Here is a 21416-nt window from a genome sequence, read left to right on the forward strand (position 1 = left end):
GGAAGCCGTGAATCACGCCGAGCCGCCAAAGCCAACTACTTTATGGGTCCGAGCCCTAGGTTAGGCGCCCGTTCGCTTTGACCGAATAGATCTGGTTCAGCGCGCGCCGCGCTCGCCGGCGTGCGGCTGCGCTCGGATAGCTCTTCATCCCGCTGCGCGACCAGCTCACCGGCAACGGCCGCAGCGAGCACCTCTCGGAGCTGCTCATCCAGAAGCCGCAATGCGGACTGGAGTCGCGTCTCGGCCTCGCGGATTTCGGTCAAGCGTTGGTCAGCTATGGCAACGATCCGCGCCTGTTCCTTCAACGGTGGCAATGGAAAGTCTAGTTCTGCGAATCGCGAAGCGCCGAGATGCTGAATGCCGACACCTCGAGCGGCTTGAGCGAAGGCGCCGGATACGGCCATTTGTCGGAATACGATCAACGCATACTCGGGCGTGGTTAGATGGGGGCGAAAACGGATGACCGTGTTCTGATAGCAGCAGGGCTGCACCTCACCGCGCCAGATCGCTGATCGGCCGACTTGGCTAGCGCTCCCCGAGGCTTCGGTCAGCAGGACATCCCCCACCTCAAGACCGAACACCTGCTGCTCGGCCGGGGTGAAATTCATCTCCAGCAGGTCATCAAGATTGATACCCGCAGGGGTGATATTCGCGGCTCGAATATATTTGGTCAGGTGTTCGCCCATGGCTTGATCCGGGGACCGTTGACGGCCGAGTCGAACGGCGCCGGCCTGGTCGACGCGGACCACCGCCCAGCCGGCCGGAAGGTCGGGTCGAGAAGGTGTCTGATCGTCGTTCGTGCTCATGGTCTTGTGCGCCTATTACCGCGCACCAAGAAGCTGAACCGCCCAAAGGCTCGCCTTCACCCCCTTGATGCGTCCGGCTGTAAGCCGTACAATAGCCTTCAGGCGATCATTAAGGCAATGGCCCATGAAACATACGGCGGCGAAAAGGCGGGTCGCGGCCCGCAGCGAGCGATTGGAGGCGCGTGTGTCCTCTGATCAGAAGGAACTTTTCCTCCGTGCTGCCGAGTTGCAGGGCCGAACGCTCACGGATTTTGTCATCTCGAGCGTGCATGAGGCCGCCGTGCGCACCCTTGAGGACCTGCAGTCGGTCAAGCTAGCGGTTGATGAAAGCCGCGCTTTCGCCGAGGCTCTCCTGAACCCCCGAGAGCCCGGCTCGCGACTTTCCGCGGCCGCTCGGCGCTATATGGCGTCGGTCGCGGCGCATGAGCCGAATGCTCGCTAGCCCTTGTTGATCCAGACACTCGACGACACTCACGATCGCGCCGGGTTCGAGTCCGGCGTGGACGCGCTAGACCGATATTTCCGCACCCAAGCCAGTCAGGACGTTCGCCGACGCGTCGCCTCCTGTTTCGTCCTCGTAGAGGGTGATCTCACGCCTCTCGCGTTCTCGACACTTGCCAGAACATCGATCGCTCTGTCCAACCTTCCGGCAACGCTGACGAAGCGCTTGCCGCGCTACCCCGTCGTACCGGCGACGTTGCTCGGGCGACTCGCCGTCGATCGGCGCCATCGCGGACGCCGACTGGGCGAGCACATGCTTTTGGACGCCTTCGCACGAGCGCTGCGCAGCGAAATCACCACATTCGCCATCCTGGTCGACGCGAAGGACGAAGCCGCAGGAGCTTTCTACCGCGCCTACGACTTCCTTCCCTTGGATAACGCCGGCCGCCGTCTTTTCCTCCCGATGGCCGAGGTCGCTCGCCTGTTCGCGTAACGCCGTAGGCCTTCAAGAGTGAAGTGCCCCTTGAACACCGGTACGAGAGCGTCCATGCCCGCCCAACCCGCCCACTGCGGCTTTGTCCCGCCCTCTTAATCGGTACGCTAACCGAGTAGCACTTCTATCTCTTTGTTCTCAACAAGCGTGCTGATCTCACTGTAGAGATCGACATCTTGGCCGGGCGCAGAGATGGAAATGACCAGAGCGTACCGCGCCTTATCAGCCACCCGCTTCTGGCCGACGTGCGACTTCCACCATCCCCCGACCGGATAGACCGCGATGGCGTCGTGACCTGCCAGTTCGATCGCCCTGCCGCGCCACAGATCGCAATGCAGCGACCCCGCCTGGATAGCTTTTGGCCCTAGAAGCCAGCAACTGGCCTCGCCATCGGCTTCGGTGCCGTCCTTGGCCTGGCTCGCTGAAATCCGGCTACGGAAGCGCGCTGCCGTCTCGGTGCGCTTCTTCATGTCAAACCGCAGCCCGAAAGAACGATAGGTGTCCGGTCGGGTCGCCGCCTTGCCCGCCAAGTTCGGCTCGATGAAATACGACAAGGTCACCTTCATCGTGACAATCTCGTTTTCGAGCTTCTCCAGCGCTGCTTTCGGCCAAGGCAGATCGTAGAAGTGCATCTCATTGAACACGCCGGTCCGGCCGTCCGCACCGATCGCGAAGGGCTGAATCTCGGCCTGGGCGACGAGCGTGGCGTCATTGCGCGCCGACAGGATCGCTCGCTCGATGTCCGGTACGCCGTAACCGAACTCGCGAAGCATCTCCTGCTTCTTGCCCTTGGTGGCCGCCTTCCCGGTCTTCCAGTGGGCACCGGTGCCGATGAACTTTCTCCGGATCGGTTCGGGCCATCGGGCCGAATCCACGGTCAGTGCGCGGTGCGTCTCCGCCCACAGGTCCGGCCGAGCCGCCTGCAGGCGGCCGATGAAGTTTCCGGCCATGCCGGCGGCAGCGCTCGTCGCCCAGAACGGGACAAGCGGTTCAGCCGTCACATCGGAGCCGGCCGACAGGAGAGAGACGGCCGGGTCCCAGCCGCAGAAGCCGGTCGCGTCCGACATCATATTGCCGGCCTCGAACAAGACTTCCGGCTTAATCGGCGTCAGGTCGTCGGGCAGCGACTGTGAGCCACGACTGAACGGGCTGCGGTGATTGGCCGGAACGGCGGCCTGCAACACCGGCGGCGGCGCCGGCGGCTGCTCCTTGCGCGTGAAGCCGCCGATGGTCAGGGCGTTCCAGCTCTGTGACGGGTCTTCCAGAGGCTGCGAAGGAAGGACGTCCACCGCCATGCCACCAGAGACGTTCCCGGTGGCGACGACGATCAGCCTCTTCGGTCGTTCCGCGGCCGGGACGGTGTCATCAGCCTCGCCTGGCATGGCCCCCGCCGCGATCTGGTCGATCGCACCGCTCCAAGTCGATGGCCGGCTTGGAGGGAAATCGGTGGCGGACGTGGCGATGCAAAAGCTCCGCACCACATCCGGGCGCTCGATCTCGACCGAACTGACGGCGCCCTGGGTCACCACACCGTAGCTGGGCGGCTTTGTTGGCGGAAACCCGCCGGGCGGCAGCAGCTTCATGGATTCGGCGCCATGGGTGAGTTCGACAGGACGCTCATCGTTCATCAACGGTTCCAGGTCGCCGTAGAGTACGAGCCCCGCAAGCGGCGTGCCGTGACCGCCATGCGGCTGGTGATCGTCCGCACCCCAGGCGGGATCGTAAGCCCAAGCGCCGCGCAGGCCGGGCGCAATCAACGGATGAGCCGCCATCACGCCAGTGTCGAGCGTACAGACCACGGGAGCGTCAGGAGACGGCGGGCTCACGCGCTGCGCCAGCTCTTCCACCCAGTCATGCTGTCCAAGACCGGTCTCCCCACGGTCGAGGAAAGGCTCGATCGTTCCCGTCGCGCGGCGAATTTCGGTGATGGCGCCTGGCACGCGCGCCGCGAACGCTGCCACCGCCGCAGCAACCGCGTGAATGAAGACAACCGTCGTGTCGGGAAAGATCAGGCGATCGCCGTGCACATCGATGTTCGCATTGCGGGCCGCCGCCACCAGGCGATCCGCTAGTGCGACCGGCTGGCGAACCCAGAGCTCCCACCATAGGATGTCGGGCGCAGCCAGATCCACCTCGCCGGTGAACAGCGATACGGCTTCTGCAGCCCTGACTTCCTCGATCACCTCGAACCGCTCGGCATCGGGGCGTCTCTGATTGCCGGGATCGCGTCCATAGTCAGCGATGCGATTGCGCAGGAAGGCGCGGGCATCATCCGGCACGAACACCAAGGCGCTTTCGGTGCGGTCCTCGTTGCGCTCCGATCGCAAGATCACAACGTCCTGTGTAGGAAACTCCAGCGCCGCGGGCACCTTCACGGCCTTGATCCGGGAGTCTTCCGCTGGCGGCAGCGTCGTGACCTCCACGACAGTACCGGATTTCAGCCCCTGTATGGGCAGGCGCGGGTCGGCAGCGGCAGCCGGAACCGTCCCCAGCGCCGCTGCGAGCTGGTCGAGGAGCTGCGTCGCATGCGCCGTATAGTCTCCCCGGAGGGGTTTGCGTTCCTGATTGCGTGAGGGAAAGGTATAGGCCGCGGTCTCACGAAAGACGTCGATCGAGATATGCGCGCGGTCTCTCGTGTCGAAATTATCGGGCTCTGCCATAGGCTCCTACTTCTTCATTCGCGTTCCGTTCGATCCGTTCGGCGGAGCCTGCCTAACGGCCGGGTTGGCGACGGAACTTGCCCTTCAAAGTCTGTCGATTTTGGAGCGCGTCACGCAAGGCATCGGGCGATACCTTCGAGGCGCCTTCCAGGATGGCGTCCTTGACGACGGCATCGGCCGCGCGGACCAACTCGCCCTGGCTCAGGCCTTCGAGCACGCTTTCAATGCCGGGCCATACCGTCGACGCGAACTTGAACTTGCCAAGCCGACGTTCAACGATGGCCCGCGCTGACGTCGCGTCTGGCAATGTATATTCGACCACTTCGTCGAAACGACGCGCCAGAGCTTCGTCCAGGATCTCGACATGATTGGTCGCGGCCAGCACGAGACTGTCGGTTGAATTTGGCTCCTCCATGAAGGCCAGCACCGAATTCAGAACCCGTCGTATTTCGCCGACATCGTTCGGGTGGCCTCGGCGAGAGCCGATCGCGTCGAACTCATCAAGTAGATAGACGCCGCGGGTCTGCGCAATCTGGTCGAAGAGCAAGCGCAGCTTGCCGGCGGTCTCGCCGAAAAACCGGCTGAACAGCGATTCGAGCCGGACCGTGAACAGCGGCAGCCGCAGTTCGCCGGCCAAGGCCGAGGCCGTCATCGTCTTGCCCGTTCCGGGCGGGCCAACAAGGAGCATGTGCGTGGCGGGGGTCTGTCCGTGCTCACGCAGGGTCGCACGCTCCTGCTGCTGGCGGACGACACGGCCCAGCCGCTTGGCAATTTCATCGGAGAGCACCATGCTCGAGAGCGCAACCTTGGGATAGGCGCTCTCGACGAGGCCCTGCAATTCGCCGCGCGGCCGGGCGAGCGGGATCGGGGTCTGTCCGCCGGCAGGTTTGCCGGTCCCTCGCTGATCACGTGCCTTCTGGACAAGCCGTTTCAGCTTCTCAGCGTCATCCGCACGGCCCTGGCGAGCTTCCTGAGCGGCGATCTGCAAGGCGATCGACAGGAGCTGGTCCTCATCCCCGTCGATATGCGAGTTCAGGAGTGCGAGAATTTGCTTAGTCGACATGCTCGCCTCCTTTCTTTGGTTGGGCCTCGCTATACTGTTGCCTGCTCAGATGCTTTTGGCTCTCGCTTGCTTCGCCAACGCTATCGGAATCAGGCCAAAAGCGCCACCGTTTCCTCTCTACCACAGAGTTTCCTAACCATTCTTTCGACCCGTGGGATGCGAAGCTCAGCCGCCCAGCCGGCCAGACCAGTGTGGGCGACATCTCGACCGGCTGTGCTTCCCTCAATCAACGCAGGAACAAAACAGGAACTTTATATCGAACCCATCCTGGGGATTCAACGGGGTGCTTGCGGCCCCTGCGGGAGCTGATCGCGCGGCCGATGTCCTAGTTGTGGGCCGTCGAGGCTTCCAGAGATGACCTTGAGGGGAAAGCATTCCCCGGCGGCCGAGCCTTTGTCTCGGTCGACCCCTTCTGCGGGGAGACCCCGCAACGCCCCCTGAGAGTGAGAGTGCGGACCGGTTTTCCGTGACGGGTTGAGAGCTGGGAGAGAGCTTCCGGTGCCCGTCGTGGAGATTGGTCCCATGAACATACAGGTCCTCGATGCGCGCAGTGATGCGCGTGGCGGTTACAAGGTCGATGTCAGCCGTGGCGAGCAGATCGGCCGCGTCTCGTCCGAATGGTTCTCCCGGCCAGCGGATGAGCGCTATCTATCTCTGTCCGAGCTGGCGCATTCCGTTCGCGACCGGGCCGACCGCAGCCGGACGCGTGTCGTGGAAAGCGCACTCATCCATGTGGAGGCGAACCGCCGCGACCCGGAACGCCTGGCGTTGATCCTTCCCGGCACGGATACGCCTATCGCCCCGACCCATTGGAGCTTCGGCCAACTGGCCGGCCTGGTCGGCGCGCCGGCCGCCTATCTGCGCCAACTCCCGGCGCCGCTCGCCGCCATCAACCTGCAATATGGCCTGACGTCCAATCGGGCCGAGCAGATCAAGACGCTCGAAACCGATAACGGCCGTGTCGAACTGCGCGCCGTCACCGGCCCGGACTATGGCCGCATCTTCGACCACGAGCTGGTCGAGGCGGTGCAGCGCATCGCCGGCAACGGCACGGGCGACACACGCTGGAAGGTGCCAGGCGTGCTGGACTGGTCGACCGGCATCTACAATCCGCGCGTCGACATCACCAAAGACACCACGACGCTCTATGCCTCCGATCGGGATGTCTTCCTGTTCCTCGTCGACGACCTGAACCCGATCGAGGCCGGACGGCTGGCGGACGGCTCGCCGGATCTCTATTTCCGCGGCTTCTACTGCTGGAACTCCGAGGTGGGCGCCAAGACGCTCGGCATGGCGAGCTTCTATCTGCGGGCGGTCTGCCAGAATCGCAATTTATGGGGCGTGGAGGATTTCGAGGAAATCACCATCCGCCACTCCAAATATGCCGCCAACCGCTTCGCCCATGAGGCGGCGCCGGCGCTGGCGAACTTCGCCAACTCCTCAGCCCTGCCTTTCGTAAACGGCATAAAGGCAGCCCGCGAGAGAATCGTGGCACGCACCGATGAGGACCGTACCGACTTCCTGCGCCGCCGCGGCTTTTCGAAGGCCGAGACCAGCAAGATCATCGACACCGTGCTGGCCGAGGAAGGCCGGCCGCCCGAGTCGATCTTCGATTTCGTGCAGGGCATCACCGCCGTTGCCCGCGACAAGGCGCATCAGGACGCCCGTCTCGACATGGAGGCCAAGGCTAAGAAGCTGCTCGATCGGGCGGCCTGATCTCCGCAAGGCCGGGGATGCGGTTTGCGTGTCTCCGGCTCTGCGCTTCCGTGCCTTTCTGGTTTCCCGGTCCGTGGCGCTGCCCCCTTTAGAGGAAGAGGGCGGCGCTTCGCTTCGTGACGGGTTTAGGGCTGAGAGAGAGTCTCTCGGCGCCCGTCGCGGAGTAATCCCCGATGGCTACTGCAGTTCAGAAGATCATCCTGTCGTCCTCACGCGACATCCCCTTCAACAAGCTGGTGCTCAGCCAGTCCAACGTCCGGCGTGTGAAGGCCGGCATCTCGATCGAGGACCTGGCGGCCTCGATCGCGCGTCGCGGCCTGATCCAGAGCCTCAGCGTCGTGCCCGTGGTCGACGCCGAAGGTCAGGAGACCGGCATGTTCGAGGTCCCGGCCGGCGGCCGCCGCTTCCGTGCGCTGGAGCTGCTGGTCAAGCAGAAGCGCCTCGCCAAGATCGCCCCCGTGCCGTGCGTCGTGCGCAAGCGCGACGACGAGGTCCTGTCCGAGGAAGTGTCGCTGGTCGAGAATATCGATCGCGCGCCGCTTCATCCGCTGGACCAGTTCCGCGCCTTCCAGGATATGCGGGTGAAGGGCAAGACCGAGGAGGAGATCGCCGCAGCGCTCTTCGTCCCGGTCCAGGTGGTCAAGCAGCGCCTGCGCCTCGCGGCCGCATCGCCCGTCCTGCTCGACGTCTATGCCGAGGACGGCATGACGCTCGACCAGCTCATGGCCTTCACCGTCACCGACGACCATGCCCGCCAGGAGCAGGTCTGGGAGGCGATCAAGGACGCCTGGTCGAAGGAGCCCTATCAGATCCGTCGCATGCTCACCGAGACCACGGTGCGCGCCTCCGACAAGCGCGCCGTCTTCGTCGGTGTCGACGCCTACGAGGCGGCCGGCGGCATCGTCATGCGAGACCTGTTCCAGTCCGATGACGGCGGCTGGCTGCAGGATGCGGCGCTGCTCGATCGGCTGGTCGCCGAGAAGCTGAAGGCGACGGCTGAGACGATCGCCGCCGAGGGCTGGAAGTGGATCGAGGTCGCAGTCAGCTTCCCCTACGACGCCACGCGCGGCCTGCGCGAGCTGCAGGGCGAGCCGCTCGACTTGACGGCGGAAGAACAGGCGACGATCGAGGCGCTCAACGCCGAATATCAGAAGCTCGAGGCGGAATATGAAGACGCCGACGAGCTGCCCGACGAGGTCGACCTGCGGCTTGGGGAGATCGAGACGGCGCTGTCGGCCTTCGAAACCCGTCCGGTCCGCTTCGAGGCCGTCGACATCGCCCGCGCGGGCGCTTTCATCAGCATCGCCCATGACGGCAGCATCGCCATCGATCGCGGCTATGTCCGGGCCGAGGACGAGGCTCCCGAGCCCGGCATCGAGGCCGATGGGGACGACACCGAGCATCAGCCGGGCGAACCCGGTGTGCCGGCCTTGCAGCGCGCCGTCATCACGATCGGCGGCCAGCCCGTCGAGGCGGAGGACGACGAAGACGACGCGATCAAGCCGCTCCCCGAGCGCCTGGTCATCGAGCTGACGGCCTATCGCACCCTCGCGCTGCGCAACGCCGTCGCGGAGAACCCGCACGTCGCCATGACCGCGCTGCTCCACAAGCTGGTGTCGGACACCTTCATGACCCGCATGTATACGGGCGCCATGGAGGCCGGGGTGAAGCACGTCTTCTTCCCGGCGCAGGACGATGGGCTGAAGGACAGCCCGTCCGCCCGCGCGGTGCAGGACCGTCACGCCGCCTGGGCCGGCGACATCCCGAAGGACGACGATGCACTGTGGGATTGGCTCGCGGGCCTGGACGACGCCAGCCGGATGGCGCTGCTGGCGCATTGCGTCAGCTACGGCGTCAACGCGCTCTATGAGCGGCCGAACCCGCACAGCGCCGGCGGCGTGTCGCAGCACACGCTCGACATGCGGCTCGCCCAGGCCGACCGCCTGACCAAAGCGACGGGGCTCGATCTGGTGGAGGCCGGCTGGCGCCCGACCTTCGGCAACTACCTCAACCGTGTCACCAAGCCCCGCATCCTGCAGGCGGTTCGCGAGGGCATCGGCGAGCAGGCCGCGCAGCTCATCGACCACCTAAAGAAGGGCGACATGGCCAAGGAGGCCGAGAGGCTGCTCGCCGAGACCGGCTGGCTGCCCGAGCCGCTGCGCCTGATCGACGATGCCGAGGCGCCCACGCCGGAAGTCGAGGCTGGCGGCGAGGACGACGATGCGGCGCTGCCCGCGTTCCTCGCCGGCGACGACGAGGTTGTCACGGCGGAGGCCACCGACGACGAAGCGCACCTTGTCGCAGCCGAATGACGAGCACCCGGAGCGGCTTCGGCCGCTCCGGTCCTTTCCCCGATTGAAGGAGCATCGCCATGTCGCGATCCAACCCGTCGCCACGCCGCGTCGTCTTCCAGTACCTCGTTCCCGTACATGTCGAGGTCGAGGACGGCATCGTCGGCCGCGTGACGATCATCGACGAAACCCCGGTGCGCGCCCCCGTCGTCGTCGAAGGCGATCCCGCCTATCTCGCCGACGCCATCCGCGCCGCCGACGACGGCCAGGCCTGGCCATCCTGGCAGTTCGGCTACTAGCCGCGCCACCCCGAACCCACTCCGAGCCCGGCCCGAGCGCCGGGCTCTTTTCGTTTCCGGAGCCCGCCATGACCGATTTCTCCACCCGCTATTCCTGCCTGCTCGATGTCGGCACCTCCGCCAACGTCGCCCGGGCCTTCGACATCTACGCCGCCTTGATGGCCGAGAACGACCGCGAAGACCCGCCGGCCGAGCCGTTTCATCTATCTGTGACACCCGATCACGGTGCGTCGCGGCTCTGGCTGCGCGATCCCGGCACCGCAGATCCGCAGCTTGCGATCACCTTCGTGACGCGCTGCGCCGAGGCCCTCGCGCTGACCGGCCGTTGGGGATTTCAATGGGCCGGCATCGCCTCCGATCCCGTGGTCGATGGTTTCTCGGGCGGCACCCATGTGCTCGATCTTGCCACCGGCGAGACGATCGCATGGACGAGCACCGGCCGCTGGCTCGCCGACCGGCTTGCCAGGGGAGGCGCGCGATGAGCATCCCCGACCATGCCCGCGCCAACTTCCAGACGCTCCTGCGCGCCGCGAACAGTGGCGACCTGGCGCTGATGGAATGCACCGACGTAGCAACCGGCGAACCGCGCTACGTGATCTGCGCCGTCGGCCGCGATGACGGCGAGTTCGTCTTCACACCGTTCGGCCATCTCGCCGATGGCAATCCCTTCGAAATCTACAGCCCGCCGGACGCGTCGACATAGGCGAGCGCGCGCCCAATGTCCTCGCTCGCCGCTACCAGACCGCAACTTCCCACTGCCCGTTGACGCGGGCAAATCCGATTGGCCGGTTTTGCGGGCTCGCGTTCGGCCTGGTCGGATCGAGCACGATCTGCGTCATGCAGGTCACGCCCGGACCGACCCCACCCGGCGAGCAATCGCCGAGCTTCAGCGTCGCGTTCGCCAGCGACGTGCCCGTGAACAGGCGATGGCGCCGCACGGCCGCGGTCGCTTCGCCCTCGCTCGGCTCTGCGACGCCGGCGGCGACGGCCGGAGATGCAGTGACCGGCGAGATCACCGGCCTGAGCACGAAACCCGCACCGAAGCCGACAGCCAGACAGGCCGCGCCGAGAATGCCAATCGCACTGCCCTTCATCTCGCCTCCGATGCTCACTCAGCCGGCGCGGCACGCGCGAATGGTGCGAGGCACAGCGGCTTGTTTTCCTACGAGAACTTAGCGTCCCATCCGCACCGCCGGAAGCCGGTGCGACAGGCCGGGTTCCGGCCGCGCCAGAGTGAGAGGGTGGCCGGGACGGGTTTGAGCCCGTCCGGTCGAGAGAGAGCGCCGGGCCGGCTCGCTCCTGTTCCGCTCTCCGAGGTTCCTCTCATGCTTCATGATCCGCTTCCAGCCGCTCACGCGGCTTCGCTCCCGCTTGTCCCCCACACGCCGCCGGCCGCCTCTATCCTCGCCGCCGCCGAACGCATCCTCTCCCACCTCGAACAGGGCCGCACCGTTGATGCCGCCATGCTGCGCAGCGCCATGGAGGATGCCTTCGGCGCGTCCGACGCAGCCGGCGCGTGGGACTGGAAAGCCGCCTATGACGCCTGCGAGGTCGCGACCGTCCTGTTCCTACGCAAATACGGAAAGCCGCTTTTCCGTAAAGCCGCATCGCCGGCTTCACGACTCTCCGCGCTTGTGAAGATCGTCGGACTGTTACCGACGCACACGCGCCGATCCGAGGAGGCGCAGGCCTTCCAGCAATTCTCGACGCCGATCCCGCTCGGCCTTGCCGCGCTGACGGCGGCAACATTGGCCCCGGCAGATCGCGTGCTGGACCCGTCCGCCGGGACCGGACTGCTCGCCGTCCTCGCCGAGACCGCAGGCGCATCGCTCATCCTCAACGAGCTGGCCGAGACCCGCGCCGATCTTCTCACCTCTCTCTTTCCGGCCATGCCCGTCACGCGCTTCGACGCCGCCCAGATCGACGACCATCTCGATCCGGCCGCTGTGCCGAGCGTCGTCATCATGAACCCGCCATTCTCGGTGATGGCGAACGTCACCGGGCGGGTCGCGGACGCCGCCTATCGGCACATCGCCTCGGCGCTGGCCCGGCTGGCCGACGGCGGACGCCTCGTCGCCATCACGGGCGCGAACTTCTCGCCCGAGCTTCCGGCCTGGCGGGACGCCTTCGTGCGCCTGCAGGGACGCGGCCGCGTCGTGTTCACCGCCGCGATCGCCGGCTCGGTCTATGCCAAGCACGGCACGACCATCGAGACCCGCCTGACCGTCATCGACAAAGCGCCGGCCGAGGACCCCGAGCATTTCCCGGATTCGGCCGGGATCGCACCCGATGTCGCGACCTTGCTCGGCTGGATCGACGCGCAGCTTCCGGCACGCCTGCCGGTCTCGATCATGCGTCCCGCCGCGACACCGGCCGCAACGCCGCGCACGGTGCGAGGCTATCTCGCCCGCGCGGCGACGGCCCAGCCCGCCCGCCGTATCGCCCAGCTCGAAGGCGTGCCGCTCGACTATGAGACCATCGACTGGACGCCGCCGGAGACCGGCCGCCTGTCGGAGTCGATCTATGAGGCCTATGCGCTCCAGTCGATCCGCATCGCCGGCGCACAGCCGCATCCGACCAAGCTGGTGCAGTCCGCCGCCATGGCCTCGGTCGCGCCGCCAAAGCCGAGCTACCGACCGACGCTGCCGGCGCCGATCGTCGCCGACGGCATCCTATCCGACGCCCAGCTCGAGACGATCATCTATGCCGGCGAGACGCATGGCGAATATCTCGCCGGGGCCTGGACCGTGGACGAGACCGGCGATCTCGTCACCGCCGCGCCGGACGATGCCCCGAACGCGGTCCGCTTCCGCCGTGGCTTCATGCTCGGCGATGGGACCGGCGCCGGCAAGGGCCGCCAGTCTGCCGGCATCATCCTCGATAACTGGCTCCAGGACCGCCGCAAGGCAGTCTGGATCTCCAAGTCCGACAAGCTGCTCGAAGACGCCCAGCGCGACTGGTCGGCGCTCGGCATGGAACGCTTGCTGGTCACGCCGCTGTCGCGCTTCCCTCAGGGTACGTCGATCCGGCTGCCCGAAGGCGTCCTATTCACCACCTATGCCACGCTACGGTCCGACGACCGCGGCGAGAAGCTTTCACGGGTCAAGCAGATCGTCGAATGGTTGGGCTCCGATTTCGACGGAGTGATCATTTTCGACGAGTCCCACGCGATGCAGAACGCCGGGGGCGGCAAGGGAGAACGGGGCGATGTCGCCCCGTCGCAGCAAGGCCGTGCGGGGCTCCGGCTCCAGCACGCGCTGCCGAACGCCCGCGTGGTCTATGTCTCGGCGACCGGCGCGACCACCGTCCACAATCTCGCCTATGCCCAACGGCTCGGCCTGTGGGGCGGCGACGATTTCCCCTTCGCCAACCGCGCGGAATTCGTGGAAGCCGTCGAGAATGGCGGCGTCGCGGCGATGGAGGTGCTGGCCCGCGACCTTCGGGCGCTCGGCCTCTATACGTCCCGTTCGCTCTCTTATGACGGCGTCGAATATGAGCTGGTCGAGCACCAGCTCACACCCGAACAGACCCGCATCTACGATGCCTATGCCGGCGCCTTCGCCATCATCCATAATCATCTCGACGCGGCGATGCGCGCCGCCAATATCACCGGCGATACCGGCACGCTGAACCGGCAAGCGAAATCCGCCGCGCGCTCAGCCTTCGAGAGCGCCAAGCAGCGTTTCTTCGGTCATCTGCTGACCAGTATGAAGACGCCGACGCTGGTCCGCTCGATCGAGCAGGACCTGGCGGCCGGCCATTCCGCCGTCATTCAGATCGTCTCGACCGGCGAAGCCCTGATGGAGCGGCGGCTGGCCGAGATCCCCACCGAGGAGTGGAATGACGTCCGCGTCGACATCACGCCGCGCGAATATGTCTAATGTGGAGCTCCACATTAGACATATTCTTTGCAGTCGCAGTTTATGTCGAGCGTGGCGGCGAGAGACGCAGGTTTCCTTCGGTTTTCCATGATTTCACTCCAGATAATTACGGTTCCCTCGACCTGAACAAGTCGAAGGAACCAACATGCGATCAAGATCATTATTGTCGTTTCGAGCGGCCCGGCTCCGGGTCGAAGACCCGCCCAGTCACGACGCTCTACTCACCGCATTCCTCTCCTCTCTGTCGCTCGACGAGAGGTCAGGCAGTGCGATTCTGTTTGGCGCTGCGGCCCGTCATTTCCTGCATTGGATGGAACTGCATGGGATCGCGATCCGCACGATCGACGATCGGACCGTTCGGCGGTTCGAGAAGCATCGGTGCCGTTGCCACCGGTATTCGGCGCAGCAGCCAGTCTATAAGGCGGACATTGCAGCGCGAGTCAGGCGCTTCGTCCGCTTCCTGGAGGATCAAGGCTACGTCGGTGTCGACGACGGGATCGACGATCTGCCACGGCACCTCGCCGACTATTTCGATGGGATCGATCGCTTGCAACTCGCGCAAGGACCGGCCCAGTCCTATCGATCCGAGGCCGAGCATTTCGCGGCCTGGCTTCGCATTGCGCGACGACAATGGGCCGATATCGATGACACGATCATCGACCAGTACGGCGCGCATGATTGTCGATGTCCGGTCTGGCGCAAGCGAGGCAAGCTTGTTGCCTCGGGCGCGAAGCGGCGGCGGCGAGGCGCTCGGCACTTCGTCGAGTTCTTGCGCGACCGCGGTGTCATCCCTTCAGTCGAACTGGTGTCGGATGACGACCCGCACATGGCGGCATATCTGGCATGGCTCAAGCAACACCGCGGCGCGACCGATGAGACGATCCGGCGCTACCGGGCCGATATCAGGCGGCTCGCGCCTATGCTCGGCGAGCCTTCACAATGGGATGCAGCCGTCCTCAGACGGGCGTTTCAACAACGAAGCAAGGAGACGCCGGGTTCGGCATCACTGCTCGTCACGATAATACGGAGCTATATTCGGTTCCTGGTCGTGCAGGGTATTTGCCGTCCAGCTTTGTTGCACGCGATCCCATCAGTGCAACGCTACCGTCTTTCGACGCTGCCCCGGCACGTTAACCCGGCAACGATCGAGCAGATCATCGGCGCATGTCCGACTGATCGCCCGGTGGAAGTTCGGGACAAGGCCATCATTCTCCTGCTCGCCCGGCTTGGCCTGCGTGCCGGTGATATTCGGGATATGCACCTCGACGATATCGACTGGCGCTCGGGCCACCTGACGGTCAAGGGCAAGACGCGTCGGCCTGATCGCCTGCCATTGCCTCAGGACGTCGGTGACGCGATCCTGGACTACATTGCCACGGCGCGTCCCAAGACCGCCGATCCGCATCTGTTCGTGCGCGCGCAAGCCCCGTTCCGTTCGTTCCGCTCATCGGCGGAGATCGCCGGCATCGTTGCACGCACGCATGAGCGCGGCGGGATCGAAGGCGTGCCGACCGGATCGCACATTTTCCGGCATTCGCTTGCCACCAACTTGCTGCGCGCGGGCGCAGGGCTGGAGTCCGTTGGAACGATCCTGCGCCACAGCTCGCCCGAGACCACCGCCATCTACGCCAAGGTCGACCTGCCGATGCTCATGAAAATCGCGCAGCCATGGCCGGGAGAACCGTCATGCTGAGCACGCAGATTGCCAGATACGTCTCGCTGTATCGCAGCTTGGGGCGGAAGTTCTCGGAACAGGAACGACTGCTGCGCCAATACGCCGCTTTCGCTGAACGCTTCGGTGACCGGCACACCCGAGTGCAGCGCATCTACGACTGGTGCCACACGGCAAGCTCGCAAAACGTGGCTCGCCATAGGTACGACGCTGCTCGTAACTTCAGCCTTTTCGCTCATGCCGAGGACCCAGACAACGAAGTCCCGCCTGTCGGCGTTTTCGGCCGGGGGAAGCGGCCACGTCCCACTCCGACCATAATCGAAGCGGACCAGGTGCGGGCGATCATGGCGGCGGCATTGAACGTTCCGCCCCATGGCACGATTAGCCCATACACGTACCATTACCTGTTCGGCCTGCTCGCGGCGACAGGTCTCCGGATTTCCGAGGCTCTCGCGCTACAGTGCAACGATCTGGTCGAGGATGGGCTGGTCGTCCGCAACGGCAAGTTCGGCAAGCAGCGACTGATCGCCTTGCAGCCATCGACGCGCCAAGCACTCGAAGCCTACATTGCGATCCGCGCGAAGCACCCGGCCAAGTGTAATGACCTGTTCGTCACTATCCGGGGGCGGGCGCCGCACAAGGTGCGCGCCCACGTCGTGTTCGTCAGGTTGGCCCGGCTTCTCGGATATCGTGGAGCAACCGGTACGGCAGGCATGCGACTCCACGATCTGCGACATACGTTCGCTGTTCGCTCGCTTGAGTCCTGCCCGCGTGACAGGGAGGCCATTGCCCACCACATGGCCGGTCTCAGTGTCTACCTGGGGCACGCGTCGATCGCCAACACGTACTGGTATCTCGAAGCCACGCCAGTGCTGCTGCGCGACATTGCGGCTGCAAGCGAGCAACTTTTTCAAGGAGAAGCGGCATGACGGCGCTTGCTCCCCATCTCTCGGCATATCTGCGGGAACATCTGCCGCGCGAACGCGCCGTCAGCCCGCACACGGTGAAGACCTATGCCAACTGCTTCGTCCTCCTCGTCCAGTTCGCTGCCGATCGGCTGAAGCGCCGACCGACCGATCTCGAGGTTGAGGATCTCGGCACAGACATGATCATGGCCTTCCTCGATCATGTGGAGATCGGCCGCGGCAGCTGCGTGCGGACCCGCAATGGCAGGCTCGCCGCGATCCGATCCTTCTTCCGATACATCGAGTACCGGATTCCAGCCTGCCTCGATCAGGCACTCCGTGTCAGAGCAATCCCGACCAAGAAGACAGACAAGGCGCTGATCGATTACCTCGACCGGGCCGAGATCAAGGCTTTGCTCGATACACCCGATCCCCGGACACGCCTCGGCACCCGTGATCGCGCGATGCTGCATCTTACCTATGCTGGCGGACTGAGGGTGTCGGAACTCGTAACGCTGCAACTGGGCGATTTCCCGGACCGCTCCCTGTCCACCATGCACATCATGGGCAAAGGGCGACGTGAACGGGTCCTGCCGCTGTGGAAGGAGACCCAGATCGCATTGCGCGCATGGCTTGCGATCCGGCCTCAAGTTGAGGTCACCGAGATTTTCCTCAATGCCAACGGGCAGCCGATGACCCGCGACGGATTTGCGTTCCGATTGGCCGAGCACGTCAAGACGGCAGCGACGAAGCAGCCGTCGATCCTTGGGAAGCGCGTCACACCCCACGTGCTTCGTCATTCTTGCGCGATGCACACGCTCGCGGCGACGGGGGACATTCGCAAGGTCGCATTATGGCTCGGCCACGCCAGTATCCAGAGCACCGAGACCTACTTGCGCGCCGATCCCGAAGAGAAGCTGCAGATTCTCGCAGCCCACGGTGCCCCTGCGATCAAGCCGGGGCGCTTCAAGCCGCCTTCCGACGCCTTGATCACAATGCTCACCGACGTTCGAAGGCGGGCCTGACCCGTCTTCGAACACTCCCTCTAACCCGCATATTATCTGGAGTGAAATCATGGAAAACCGAAGGAAACCTGCGTCTCTCGCCGCCACGCTCGACATAAACTGCGACTGCAAAGAATACGTCCTCGACTACCTCGCCCATTCCTTCCCGGTACAGCTCTACGAGCCGTTTTCCGACAGCGAGGGCAACCTGTCGTCGCGGCCGGTCTACCGGGACGGCCAGCCGGTCGAGAGCCGGGATGCCGTCGCTCGCCGCGATGAGCTGATCGAGCGCCTCGCATCCTTGGAGCCCGTGCCCGGAGCCCTCGACCAGATCGTCCAGCGGTTCGGCACGGACGTGGTCGCCGAGGTGACCGGCCGCTCGCGGCGCGTGGTTCGCAAAGGCGACCGCCTTACGGTCGAGAACCGGGCGGGATCGGCCAACCTCTCCGAGGCGGCCGCGTTCATGGACGACGACAAGCGCGTCCTCGTCTTCTCCGATGCCGGCGGGACGGGTCGCAGCTACCACGCTGACCTTGCCGCCCGGAACCAGCGCCTGCGCATCCACTATCTCCTGGAGCCCGGCTGGAAGGCTGACGCGGCGATCCAGGGGCTCGGCCGCACCAACCGTACAAACCAGGCGCAGCCGCCGCTCTTCCGGCCGATCGCGACTGACGTGAAGGCCGAGAAGCGTTTCCTTTCGACCATCGCGCGCCGGCTCGACACGCTCGGCGCCATCACGCGCGGCCAGCGCCAGACCGGCGGTCAGGGTCTGTTCCGGTCCGAGGACAATCTCGAATCCCACTATGCGCGCGACGCGCTGCGCCAGCTCTACCTGCTGCTCGTGCGCGGCAAGGTCGAGGGCTGCTCGCTCGATCGCTTCGAGTCCGCCACCGGCCTGAAGCTGATGGACGACAACGGCATCAAGGATGAGTTGCCGCCGATCACGACCTTCCTCAACCGGCTGCTGGCGCTGACCATCGAGTTGCAGGGTATCCTCTTCACCGCGTTCGAGCAGCTTCTGACGGCGAAGATCGAGGGCGCGATCCGCAGCGGTCACTATGACGTCGGGCTGGAGACGTTGCAGGCCGAGAGCTTCGTGGTCACCGACAGCCAGGTCATCCACGTCCATCCCGGCACCGGCGCCGAGACGCGGCTGCTCACCATCACACGCCGGGAGCGCAATCGCCCGATCTCACTCGCCGATGCACTGGGCCATCTCGCCGATCCTCGCGCGCGCCCGCTGGTGAACGGTCGCTCGGGGCGCTCCGCCGTGCAGATGCCGGCGCCGTCGATGATGCTCGACGATGGCGAGATCGAACGCCGCGTCTGCCTGATCCGGCCGATGGAGCAGCATTATGCGCCACTGCGCATGATGGACGAAAGCCATTGGGAGGAAGCTGATCGCGCTCGCTTCGCCGCGGCATGGCAAGCGGAGCTTGCCGACATCCCGGAGTTCTCCGACAGCACGATCCACATCGTCGCTGGCCTGCTGCTGCCGATCTGGAAGCGCCTGCCGGACGAGTCGACGCGGGTGTATCGGCTCCAGACCGACGCGGGCGAGCGCATCATCGGCCGCCGGGTCTCGCCGGCCTGGGCCGCCAACGCCGCCTCGCAGGGGGCGAGCACGCTGACGCCGGAACATGCCTTCGCCGCGCTGATGGAGGGCAGTACGGTCCTCGATCTCGCCGAGGGCCTCCAGCTTCGCCGCGCCCGCGTCATGAGCGCCTATCGCCTGGAGCTGACCGGCTTCACCGAGGCGATGCGCGAGCGGCTGCGGGCCTATGGCCTGTTCAGCGAGATCATCTCGTGGAAGCTCCGCTTCTTCGTACCGGCCGACGCCAGCGGCGTGAGCATCCTCACCAAGCTACTCGACACCTATCCGGTGGCGCGCATCTCCGAACGGGAGGCCGCGTGATGTCGCGTCGCGATGCTTCCGATCTCGCGCAGCGTCTCGGCCGGCAGGCCGAGGCGGTGTGTCGCCATTACCTCTCCAGCGGGCGGCGCGAGGGCCGCTACTGGCTGGTCGGCGACGTGCGCAACACGCCCGGTCGCTCGATGTATGTGCGGCTCAAGGACTCTCCGAAAGGTCCGGCCGGCAAATGGACCGACGCCGCGACCGGCGAGCATGGCGATCTTCTCGACGTGATCCGGGAGAGCTGCGGCCTCATCGACTTCAAGGACGTCGCCGACGAGGCACGGACCTTCCTCAGCATGCCCGCATCCACGCCGATGCCGGCGAACCCACGTCAGGCGCCAGCGCCGCACGGATCGCCCGAGGCAGCCCGCCGCCTGATCGGCATGTCGCAGCCGATCACCGGCACGCTCGTACAATCGTACTTACGCGAACGCGGCATTACGGATTTACGCGGAACCGGAAACCTGCGCTTCCACCCGCGCTGCTATTATCGGCCCGACGAGCATTCTCCGACCGAGACCTGGCCGGCGATGATCGCAGCCGTCACCGACCTCCGCGACAGGATCACCGGAGCGCATCGGACCTGGCTCGACCCGCGACGCCGCGACAAGGCGCCACTCGACACGCCGAGGCGGGCGATGGGCGATCTTCTCGGCAACGCGGTGCGCTTCGGCACGGGCGGCGAAGTCATGGCGGCCGGCGAAGGCATCGAGACCGTACTGTCGGTCAGGCAGGTCTTGCCCGACATGCCGATGCTGGCGGCGCTCTCCGCAGCCCATCTCGCCGCCATCCTGTTCCCGGACACGCTGCGGCGGCTCTACGTCCTGCGCGACGACGATCCGGCCGGTGACGGTGCGCGCGACAGCCTGGTCGAACGGGCGAACGCGGCCGGCATCGAGGCGATCGTCATCTCGCCCCAGCTCGGCGACTTCAACGAGGATCTCCGCACCCTCGGCATCGACGCGCTCAGAAGCCAGACCCGGATGCAGATCGGGCCGCAGGACGTGGTGCGTTTCATGGCGCTAGTGGCATAGCCGGCAGGCAGGAAGGCGGCGGCGGTGCCGTCAGGCCCGTCCGGATGCCCCATACCGTCTGAGAGGACCGCGCCTCGGCCTTCGAGAGGGCGATCGGCCCACAGTCGGGCCGGCCCGGCAATGGCGGCGGCCGACTATTTTCCGGCGGCGCGTGCCGCGCCTTTCCATCGCGAGGCAAAATAGCCGGCCTTCGCCATCCTCCGCTGACGCTCCTGCCCTTCGCTGCGCTCCGGGTGCAGAGCCGTCCCGCCGATGGGCTTCGTCGCCATGAAGGCCGCGACGGTCGCGGTCCTACCGACGGAGCATCCCATGGACGACCACGACGACTTCGAACCCCACCACGAATCCTCACCCACCGACCACGTCCTCAACGAATTGCAGCTCCACGGCTACCGGCCCTTCGCCGACGAACCGGACCAGCGGCTTCTTCCGGACGGAAACGCAGTCGCGGGCGCCGTCGCCGACATCTTCGACGCGCTGATCGTCACGCTGGAGGACACACGCCTCGAACCCGACCTCGACGATCTCCTCTGGTCGACCGTCAACGTCTTCCATCGCGCCACCGAACGGATCGCACGCGAGCTCGACGATAACGAGCAGGCCCAGAAGCGCTCGCAGCGGGAACAGGACGGCAGCGAGGTGAAATCGGTCGAACTCGAGCGCCAGATCGCCGAGGGCATGACTCTCATCGAGCGCCAAGCCGCCTTCGAGCTCATGCGCGACCAGGCCGCCGAGCACTACGAGCGCCACGTCGGCAAGCCCTGGCTCCCGCGCAGCGGATCGAAGGTCAACCATCGCAATCTCACCTCGGCAATGATCGACAGCCGCGATTTCCTTATGGCGAAGAAGCGTGCCGAACAGGAAGTCCTTCTTCCTCCCGGCCCGAAGATCGTCGTCACCGGCGGGCTCGACTTCAACGATCACCCGCTGATCTGGGCCAAGCTCGACCAGGTGCACGAGAAGCACCCCGACATGGTCCTCGTTCACGGCAAGTCGCCGAAGGGCGCGGAGAAGATCGCCTCGCTCTGGGCGAAGAACCGCAACGTGCCGCAGATCGGCTTCGCGCCCGACTGGACGAAGCACGGCCGCGCAGCGCCCTTCAAGCGCAACGACGAGATGCTGGAGATCGTGCCGAAGGGCGTGATGCACTTCCCGGGCACGGGCATCAACGACAACCTCGCCGACAAGGCCAAGAAGCTCGGCATCCCGGTCTGGAAGTTCGGCGGCGCGTGAGCG

Annotated in this window: 17 protein-coding genes and 1 pseudogene; 14 read left to right on the forward strand and 4 right to left on the reverse strand. The window is 65.5% G+C overall.

Translation table 11 applies throughout. The features are described from left to right. Positions 1 to 35: 35 nt before the first annotated feature. Positions 36 to 806 carry a restriction endonuclease subunit S gene (locus tag CXY91_RS26565; protein WP_100964847.1) on the reverse strand — a complete coding sequence of 257 codons (771 nt, stop codon included), beginning with the start codon at positions 804 to 806 and terminating at the stop codon, positions 36 to 38. A 124-nt stretch (positions 807 to 930) separates the two neighbouring features. Between CXY91_RS26565 and CXY91_RS26570 the strand changes: the two genes are divergently transcribed. After that, a complete protein-coding gene (locus tag CXY91_RS26570) occupies positions 931 to 1248 on the forward strand; it encodes a type II toxin-antitoxin system TacA family antitoxin (protein WP_099503642.1) in 318 nt (105 codons plus the stop codon). 6 nt (positions 1249 to 1254) lie between these two features. Further along, positions 1255 to 1740 (forward strand): GNAT family N-acetyltransferase, encoded by a 486-nt coding sequence (locus tag CXY91_RS26575; protein ID WP_246842051.1) that lies wholly within the window; start codon positions 1255 to 1257, stop codon positions 1738 to 1740. A gap of 107 nt (positions 1741 to 1847) precedes the next feature. Here the strand turns inward: CXY91_RS26575 and CXY91_RS26580 are convergent, their stop codons facing one another. Beyond that, on the reverse strand, positions 1848 to 4400 hold the full coding sequence (locus CXY91_RS26580) for a S8 family peptidase (RefSeq protein ID WP_099503647.1): 2553 nt from the start codon (positions 4398 to 4400) through the stop codon (positions 1848 to 1850). A 52-nt stretch (positions 4401 to 4452) separates the two neighbouring features. Further along, entirely contained in the window at positions 4453 to 5463 is a 1011-nt protein-coding gene (locus tag CXY91_RS26585) for an AAA family ATPase (RefSeq protein ID WP_099503649.1), read from the reverse strand. A gap of 522 nt (positions 5464 to 5985) precedes the next feature. Here CXY91_RS26585 and CXY91_RS26590 point away from each other — a divergent pair. From CXY91_RS26590 to CXY91_RS26610, 5 genes are all read left to right on the forward strand, one after another. Beyond that, a complete protein-coding gene (locus tag CXY91_RS26590; protein ID WP_099503651.1) occupies positions 5986 to 7179 on the forward strand; it encodes a DUF932 domain-containing protein in 1194 nt (397 codons plus the stop codon). Between the two features lie 173 nt (positions 7180 to 7352). Continuing rightward, positions 7353 to 9491: a ParB/RepB/Spo0J family partition protein gene (locus CXY91_RS26595; protein ID WP_100964849.1), complete on the forward strand. Its 2139-nt coding sequence runs from the start codon at positions 7353 to 7355 to the stop codon at positions 9489 to 9491. Positions 9492 to 9550: 59 nt separating this feature from the next. Further along, positions 9551 to 9769, forward strand: coding sequence for a hypothetical protein (locus CXY91_RS26600; RefSeq protein WP_099503655.1), 219 nt, complete (start codon positions 9551 to 9553; stop codon positions 9767 to 9769). 68 nt (positions 9770 to 9837) lie between these two features. After that, on the forward strand, positions 9838 to 10251 hold the full coding sequence (locus CXY91_RS26605; RefSeq protein WP_099503657.1) for a hypothetical protein: 414 nt from the start codon (positions 9838 to 9840) through the stop codon (positions 10249 to 10251). Then, entirely contained in the window at positions 10248 to 10472 is a 225-nt protein-coding gene (locus CXY91_RS26610) for a DUF6117 family protein (protein ID WP_099503659.1), read from the forward strand. Before CXY91_RS26605 ends, CXY91_RS26610 begins: the two co-directional genes overlap by 4 nt. A 31-nt stretch (positions 10473 to 10503) precedes the next feature. Here CXY91_RS26610 and CXY91_RS26615 read toward each other — a convergent pair whose 3' ends face one another. After that, positions 10504 to 10863: a hypothetical protein gene (locus CXY91_RS26615; RefSeq protein WP_099503661.1), complete on the reverse strand. Its 360-nt coding sequence runs from the start codon at positions 10861 to 10863 to the stop codon at positions 10504 to 10506. Positions 10864 to 11094: 231 nt separating this feature from the next. Between CXY91_RS26615 and CXY91_RS26620 the strand changes: the two genes are divergently transcribed. The 7 genes and pseudogenes from CXY91_RS26620 to CXY91_RS26650 all read left to right on the forward strand — a co-directional run bounded on the left by CXY91_RS26620 (position 11095) and on the right by CXY91_RS26650 (position 21413). After that, complete coding sequence (locus tag CXY91_RS26620; RefSeq protein ID WP_248307655.1) at positions 11095 to 13650, forward strand: strawberry notch-like NTP hydrolase domain-containing protein; 2556 nt, start codon at positions 11095 to 11097, stop codon at positions 13648 to 13650. Between the two features lie 145 nt (positions 13651 to 13795). Continuing rightward, positions 13796 to 15343, forward strand: a complete 1548-nt coding sequence (locus CXY91_RS26625; protein ID WP_011540750.1) for a tyrosine-type recombinase/integrase — start codon at positions 13796 to 13798, stop codon at positions 15341 to 15343. Further along, positions 15337 to 16251, forward strand: coding sequence for a tyrosine-type recombinase/integrase (locus CXY91_RS26630; protein WP_011540751.1), 915 nt, complete (start codon positions 15337 to 15339; stop codon positions 16249 to 16251). Before CXY91_RS26625 ends, CXY91_RS26630 begins: the two co-directional genes overlap by 7 nt. Next, positions 16248 to 17252: a tyrosine-type recombinase/integrase gene (locus CXY91_RS26635; protein ID WP_024310637.1), complete on the forward strand. Its 1005-nt coding sequence runs from the start codon at positions 16248 to 16250 to the stop codon at positions 17250 to 17252. The genes CXY91_RS26630 and CXY91_RS26635 overlap by 4 nt, the downstream gene beginning before the upstream one ends. 109 nt (positions 17253 to 17361) lie before the next feature. Beyond that, positions 17362 to 19146, forward strand: a pseudogene (locus CXY91_RS26640) (strawberry notch C-terminal domain-containing protein); the annotation flags it as partial. After that, positions 19146 to 20180, forward strand: coding sequence for a DUF7146 domain-containing protein (locus tag CXY91_RS26645; protein ID WP_099503665.1), 1035 nt, complete (start codon positions 19146 to 19148; stop codon positions 20178 to 20180). The pseudogene CXY91_RS26640 and the gene CXY91_RS26645, both read left to right, overlap by 1 nt. A gap of 309 nt (positions 20181 to 20489) precedes the next feature. After that, complete coding sequence (locus CXY91_RS26650; protein WP_099504010.1) at positions 20490 to 21413, forward strand: DUF2493 domain-containing protein; 924 nt, start codon at positions 20490 to 20492, stop codon at positions 21411 to 21413. The last annotated feature ends 3 nt before the right edge of the window (positions 21414 to 21416 follow it).

The organism is Allobosea sp. FBZP-16, from assembly GCF_002831785.1.
In the GTDB taxonomy this organism is placed as follows: Bacteria; Pseudomonadota; Alphaproteobacteria; order Rhizobiales; family Beijerinckiaceae; genus Allobosea; species Allobosea lupini.

What these genes read in the sequence shown, in the direction of transcription:
- CXY91_RS26565 (WP_100964847.1), bottom strand. Translation starts at nt 806, where the DNA reads ATGAGCACGAACGACGATCAGACACCTTCTCGACCCGACCTTCCGGCC.
- CXY91_RS26570 (WP_099503642.1), top strand. Translation starts at nt 931, where the DNA reads ATGAAACATACGGCGGCGAAAAGGCGGGTCGCGGCCCGCAGCGAGCGA.
- CXY91_RS26580 (WP_099503647.1), bottom strand. Translation starts at nt 4,400, where the DNA reads ATGGCAGAGCCCGATAATTTCGACACGAGAGACCGCGCGCATATCTCG.
- CXY91_RS26585 (WP_099503649.1), bottom strand. Translation starts at nt 5,463, where the DNA reads ATGTCGACTAAGCAAATTCTCGCACTCCTGAACTCGCATATCGACGGG.
- CXY91_RS26590 (WP_099503651.1), top strand. Translation starts at nt 5,986, where the DNA reads ATGAACATACAGGTCCTCGATGCGCGCAGTGATGCGCGTGGCGGTTAC.
- CXY91_RS26595 (WP_100964849.1), top strand. Translation starts at nt 7,353, where the DNA reads ATGGCTACTGCAGTTCAGAAGATCATCCTGTCGTCCTCACGCGACATC.
- CXY91_RS26600 (WP_099503655.1), top strand. Translation starts at nt 9,551, where the DNA reads ATGTCGCGATCCAACCCGTCGCCACGCCGCGTCGTCTTCCAGTACCTC.
- CXY91_RS26605 (WP_099503657.1), top strand. Translation starts at nt 9,838, where the DNA reads ATGACCGATTTCTCCACCCGCTATTCCTGCCTGCTCGATGTCGGCACC.
- CXY91_RS26610 (WP_099503659.1), top strand. Translation starts at nt 10,248, where the DNA reads ATGAGCATCCCCGACCATGCCCGCGCCAACTTCCAGACGCTCCTGCGC.
- CXY91_RS26615 (WP_099503661.1), bottom strand. Translation starts at nt 10,863, where the DNA reads ATGAAGGGCAGTGCGATTGGCATTCTCGGCGCGGCCTGTCTGGCTGTC.
- CXY91_RS26620 (WP_248307655.1), top strand. Translation starts at nt 11,095, where the DNA reads ATGCTTCATGATCCGCTTCCAGCCGCTCACGCGGCTTCGCTCCCGCTT.
- CXY91_RS26625 (WP_011540750.1), top strand. Translation starts at nt 13,796, where the DNA reads ATGCGATCAAGATCATTATTGTCGTTTCGAGCGGCCCGGCTCCGGGTC.
- CXY91_RS26630 (WP_011540751.1), top strand. Translation starts at nt 15,337, where the DNA reads ATGCTGAGCACGCAGATTGCCAGATACGTCTCGCTGTATCGCAGCTTG.
- CXY91_RS26635 (WP_024310637.1), top strand. Translation starts at nt 16,248, where the DNA reads ATGACGGCGCTTGCTCCCCATCTCTCGGCATATCTGCGGGAACATCTG.
- CXY91_RS26645 (WP_099503665.1), top strand. Translation starts at nt 19,146, where the DNA reads ATGTCGCGTCGCGATGCTTCCGATCTCGCGCAGCGTCTCGGCCGGCAG.
- CXY91_RS26650 (WP_099504010.1), top strand. Translation starts at nt 20,490, where the DNA reads ATGGACGACCACGACGACTTCGAACCCCACCACGAATCCTCACCCACC.